Source organism: uncultured Methylobacterium sp. (assembly GCF_964251405.1).
Classification (GTDB): Bacteria; Pseudomonadota; Alphaproteobacteria; order Rhizobiales; family Beijerinckiaceae; genus Methylobacterium.
This window is the reverse complement of the sequence record NZ_CAXUJR010000079.1, coordinates 1-5,015: the sequence shown is the minus strand read 5'-3', so window position 1 is coordinate 5,015 and position 5,015 is coordinate 1. Positions and strand designations below refer to the sequence as shown.

Here is a 5,015-nt window from a genome sequence, read left to right as displayed (position 1 = left end):
CGCACCACCATCGTCATCGCCCACCGCCTCGCGACGATCCGCGCCGCCGACCGCATCCTCGTCCTCGACGGTGGCCGCATCGTCGAGCAGGGCACCCACGACAGCCTGCTGGTGAAACCCGGCCTCTACGCCCAGCTCGCCGCGCTGCAATTCACCGATGCGCGGGAGGAGGAGCGCAGGCCGGCGGCGGAGTAGGGGGCCGGCGATCGGGGACGGATCAGTTTAGGCCGACTTGGCTCTTGCTGTAGACGAGGTCGTTCAGGAAGTGCACCGTGATGGTGCCGCTCGTCTTCCTGTCGTCCCAGAGATGGACCTCGATCTTGCCGAGATCGGCGGAATTCGTGGTCGTGGTCAGGGTTCCGCGACAGCCGATCACGGCCTCGACCCGGGTCAGGGGCATGCCCCGCTGCACCTGATCGAACGCTTCGCGCGTCACCACGCAGTTGATGCGGTCGACGACCGGCCTCGGCGCGTAGGCGAAGGATCCGGCGGCGCCTGGCTCGCCCGTCCGCTCCGCCGACTCGGCGCCGGATTGCCGTCTGGCCGGGGACATCTCGGCCCTCATGCGATCGTGCTCGCGGTCGCGAGCCACCCGCCGCGCTTCCTCCAGCCGGCCCGCCTGGATCTCCGCCCGGCGTGTCCGCTCGAGATCGGACTGGTCCGCTCGGTCGGCGAGACCGCGTAGGCGGGCAGAGTCCTGCTCCGTCTCGGCAGCGGGAGGCTGCGCGCCGCCACGGTTCCATCGGTCGGGGGGAGCATCGCCGCGTCCGGCACGTCGTTCTCCCGACGTCTCCGCGCCGGGGCGCACCGAGTTGCCGCGGTCCGCCGCGATGATCTCGCGCAAGGTCTCCTCGATTCGCGCTGCTTCCCGCGCGATGACGACCTCGTAATCTCGGATCGTCGCGTTCCTGCTCTGCTGATCCCGCCCGTCGAGGCTCGTGCGGACGATCCGTTCCTCACACCGCCTGAACGCGGCCAGGACGGTCTGGACGTCGCGCTCACTCCAATCCGCAGCGCGCCGTCCGAACAGGTCGATCCCCTGGGCATCACCGGCCTTGGCCGCCGCCATGACATCGGACCGCACCTCCTTCAGGCGCTTGTCCAAGATCTGACGGTGGGCCGAGCAACCGGAGCGATCCGAAAGATAGCGGTCGAAAGAGTATTCCTCAGCCGAAAGACATGGAGAAATCAATAACAGACTGCATAAAATGAGAAGTCCGGCCCGTCCCATGGCTTATCGATCCTGACGAAGGCATGACGAGCAGTATGATACAGATCGATGCCGTTCGCAAAGCCGATCCGATTCTATCGGCAACGAAACCTGCCGCGATGCGGCAGGCAACGCGTTCCGAGGAAGCGGACCGCCCCGCCCGCGCCGAACCGGTCGATTCTTGGTCGCATCGTCGGGCGCGCGGCAGAGGTCGTCCCTCAGACGGACTGGGAGAAATGGACGCTGCCGCTCGCATCGGTGGTGTCTTCGGCGGTGGGGAGCCACACATGGATGGACAGCAACCATCACGGGGATTTTCTGCCATGATCCTGGACATGACCCTGGCCCGCACCGCGAGCGCCGCCTGCCTTCTCATCGGCCTCGCCGTTCCGGCCGTCGCCGAACCGTGCTGGAACTGTGGCGTAGGCGATCGGACCCATCGCAACGTCGCTCCCGACGGTAGCCTGCGGCATCGTCACGAAGCGGTCCGCGCTCCCGTCGGCAAGCCGCGCATCTGCTACCGTCCGGATGTCGGACGCCATTCGCGTCTCATCCCCTACGAGTGCTAAGCATCCAGCCTCGCAATGGCCCGGATCGAGCGGCTCCGCTCTAGCGATACCGCCAGAGCGCGCCGACAAGGGCGACATTCGCGAGCGCGAGCGTCGCCAGCAGGGCGAACAAGGCCTCGGCGCCACCATGCGTGAGGACGAAGGCGCCGAGCAGCGGAGCGGCCGCTTGCGCCATCAATCCAGGGCGGGCGAGCAGACCGAGCAGGGGTGCGTAGCGCTCCGGCCCGAACAGCGACAGCGGCACCGTTCCGCGCGCGATCGAGTAGATGCCATTGCCGGCACCGTACAGGACGAGCGCCAAGCCGACGACCGGCAGGTCGAGGGCGAGCAGCCCGACGCCGAGGGCGACAAGGGCCATCGCGGCCGTCAGCGTCCATAGTGGATGATGCCGTCCTCTGCCCGTCATCTCGATCACCCGCGCGGCCACCTGAGACGGGCCGATCAGTGCTCCGAACGCCACCGCCGAGGCCAACGGTACGGCCCGGGCTTGCAGCAGGGTGAGGAGATGAACGGAGATCATCGTCATCACCGTCCCGCCCAGAACCAGGATCGCCGCCATGGCGAAGAAGGCCCGTCGCTCGCGCGGGCTGAGGACGGGGCGGCCGATCTTGGGCGTTAGATCGATGGGCGCTTCGGCCCGAAAGGCCGGAATCAGCCGGAGGATCAGCGGCAGCGACACAGTGATCTGGAGCGCCGCGTAGGCGAGGCAGGTCCCGCGCCAGCCGACCTTGTCGACGAGGAGCGCCGAGAACGGCCAGCTCGCGGTGCTGGCAAAGCCGCCCCACAGGGTCAGCGTCGCGATGGCGGATCGGGCCTGCGCACCGTAGAGCCGCCCGAGGGTGGCGAAGGCGGGATCATAGAGGCCCGTGCCCATGCCGAGGCCGATGAGCAGCCAGGCGGCGAGGAACACCGGCAGGTTGGGGGCGCTGGCGAGCACGCCGAGCCCGAGCGCCATGACCAAGGCCGAGAAGGCCAGGACCGGCCGTCCGCCATGCTGCGCGATGGTGCGCCCGACTCTGGGCGACACCAGTCCGGCCACGAGAAGTCCGGCCGACAGGCCGCCGACGATCCACGACAGCGGCCAGCCCGTCTCCTGCGCGATCGGCGCCGCCAGGACACCGAGCAGGTAGAAGGACGAGCCCCAGGACAAAATCTGCACGACGCCGAGCGCCGAGATCACGGGCCAGCGTCGTTCCTGCTCCATCGCCAACTCTATTGCGGTCCGAGAAACGGCAGCCAGATCGCGAGGGCCGCTAGGGCCGCCAGCAGGACCGGCGGCGTGATGACGAGGCCGACCTTCATATACGCGCCCCAGGTGATGCGCTGCCCCTTGGCGGCGAGGACATGCAGCCAGAGCAGGGTCGCCAAGCTGCCGATCGGCGTGAATTTCGGGCCGAGATCGCAGCCGATCACGTTGGCGTAGACCATCAGCTCGCGCGTCAGTGGCGGCAGGTCGGGGGCCTGCTGAATGGCCAGCGCTCCGATGAGGACGCTCGGCATGTTGTTCATCACCGACGACAGGATGGCGGCAGCGAATCCGGTGCCGATGGCCGCCACCGCCGGTCCATGGCCGCCGAGCCAGGCGAGACCCTGCGCGAGGGTGTCGGTGAGCCCGGCATTCTTGAGGCCGTACACCACGAGGTACATGCCGAGGCTGAACAGCACGATCTGCCAGGGCGCGCCGATCAGGACCTTCGCGATGGGGATGACGCGGCCCCGGCCACCCGAGTACCAGCGCCCTGCCAGGGCGAGCAGGAGCGCCGCGCCGGCCCCCGTCACGACCGAGACGTGCACGCCCAGCGGCGCGGTGATGAAATAGGCAGCCAGCATGACCGCCAGAACCGGGAAAGCTGCCTTGAACACGAGCCCGTCGCGGATCGCCGTACGCGGCGCCTCCAGGTCCGCGACCGAATAGGAGAGCGGCAGGTCGCGCCGGTAGTAGAGCCACAGCACTGCCAGCGTTGCCGCGAGCGAGACGAGGTTCACCGGAACCATCACGGCGGCATAACGGCTGAACGAGATGGAAAAGAGGTTGGCGCTGACGATGTTGACGAGGTTCGAGATCACCAGCGGCAGGCTGGTCGAATCGGCTACGAAGCCGCAGGCCACGATGAAGGCCATGGAGGCCGCCGGCTTGAAGTCGAGGCGAACCAGGATCGCGAGTACGATCGGCGTCAGCAGCAGGATCGCCCCGTCATTGGCAAAAAAGGCCGTCATCGCCGCGCCCAGCAGGATCACCAGCGGGAACAGAAGCCGGCCCCTCCCACCGCTCCAACGCCCGATGTGGAGCGCGGCCCAGTGGAAGAAGCCGGCTTCGTCGAGGAGGAGCGAAATGACGATCAGCGCGACGAAGGTGAAGGTCGCGTCCCAGACGATTCCCCACACGACCGGGACGTCGCCGGGGGTGATGACCCCCGTCGCCAGCGCTACCCCGGCCCCGGCCAACGCGCTCCACCCGATCCCGAGTCCCTTCGGCTGCCAGATGACGAAGACGAGGGTCACGGCGAAGATGGCGAACGCGAGCATCGAGCGTTTTCTTTTTCTTTTTGCGGTGAAGCGGAAAGGTCAGGCGGTGCCGATGCGCCGGCCGTGCCCGTCGACGACGCGCTCGCCGTCCTCCTTGACGAACTCGCCCTGCTGGGGCGGTAGCAGGTCCAGTACCGCCTCGGACGGACGGCACAGGGCGACACCCTTGGGGCTGACCACGAGCGGCCGGTTCATCAGGACCGGATGCTCGGCCATGGCGTCGAGGAGCCGGTCGTCGGTGAGCGAGGGATCGCCGAGGCCGAGCTCGGCGTAGGGCGTGCCCTTCTCGCGCAGGAGATCGCGGATCGTGAGGCCTGCCCGCACCGCGAGCTGGCGCAGCATGTCCCGCGTCGGCGGGGTCTTAAGATAGTCGATCACGTGCGGCTCGATCCCGGCATTGTGGATCAGCGCAAGGGTGTTGCGTGAGGTCCCGCAGGCTGGGTTGTGGTAGATGACGACATCGATCACGTTGGATCCCTTGTGGACGCAGTGCAGGCGTCGAACGCCGTCAGTGCCGGGTTGCAGACCTCCGGACGGCCGCGGCAGCAATCGTTCATCAGGAAGTCGATCAGGCCGGACAAGGCCGGATAGACCGCACCGTAGATGATCGAACGGCCCTCGCGCCGGGATGCGATCAAGCCGGCATGCTCCAGCTCCTTGAGGTGGAACGAGATATTGGACGTGGACACCCCGATCTCCCCGGCGAGTAT

6 protein-coding genes and 1 pseudogene are annotated in these 5,015 nt (G+C 67.7%); 2 read left to right on the top strand and 5 right to left on the bottom strand.

All coding sequences use genetic code 11. The annotated features are described in order from the left end of the window. Positions 1–195: pseudogene (locus ACFE7U_RS13755) on the top strand (ABC transporter); the annotation flags it as partial. A 22-nt stretch (positions 196–217) separates the two neighbouring features. Here the strand turns inward: ACFE7U_RS13755 and ACFE7U_RS13750 are convergent. Further along, positions 218–1,105, bottom strand: coding sequence for a hypothetical protein (locus ACFE7U_RS13750; RefSeq protein ID WP_375410287.1), 888 nt, complete (start codon positions 1,103–1,105; stop codon positions 218–220). A 428-nt stretch (positions 1,106–1,533) separates the two neighbouring features. On the opposite strand from ACFE7U_RS13750, the gene ACFE7U_RS13745 reads away from it, so the two are divergent. Beyond that, on the top strand, positions 1,534–1,779 hold the full coding sequence (locus ACFE7U_RS13745; protein WP_375410286.1) for a hypothetical protein: 246 nt from the start codon (positions 1,534–1,536) through the stop codon (positions 1,777–1,779). Positions 1,780–1,819: 40 nt separating this feature from the next. Here ACFE7U_RS13745 and ACFE7U_RS13740 read toward each other — a convergent pair whose 3' ends face one another. From ACFE7U_RS13740 to ACFE7U_RS13725, 4 genes are all read right to left on the bottom strand, one after another. Continuing rightward, a complete protein-coding gene (locus ACFE7U_RS13740) occupies positions 1,820–2,983 on the bottom strand; it encodes an MFS transporter (RefSeq protein WP_375410285.1) in 1,164 nt (387 codons plus the stop codon). 8 nt (positions 2,984–2,991) lie between these two features. Next, entirely contained in the window at positions 2,992–4,305 is a 1,314-nt protein-coding gene (locus ACFE7U_RS13735) for an arsenic transporter (RefSeq protein WP_375410284.1), read from the bottom strand. A gap of 39 nt (positions 4,306–4,344) precedes the next feature. Next, a complete protein-coding gene (gene arsC, locus ACFE7U_RS13730; protein WP_375410298.1) occupies positions 4,345–4,770 on the bottom strand; it encodes an arsenate reductase (glutaredoxin) in 426 nt (141 codons plus the stop codon). Further along, on the bottom strand, positions 4,770–5,015 hold a 246-nt coding region (locus ACFE7U_RS13725; protein WP_375410283.1), incomplete at its 5' end, for an ArsR/SmtB family transcription factor. The genes ACFE7U_RS13725 and arsC, both read right to left, overlap by 1 nt.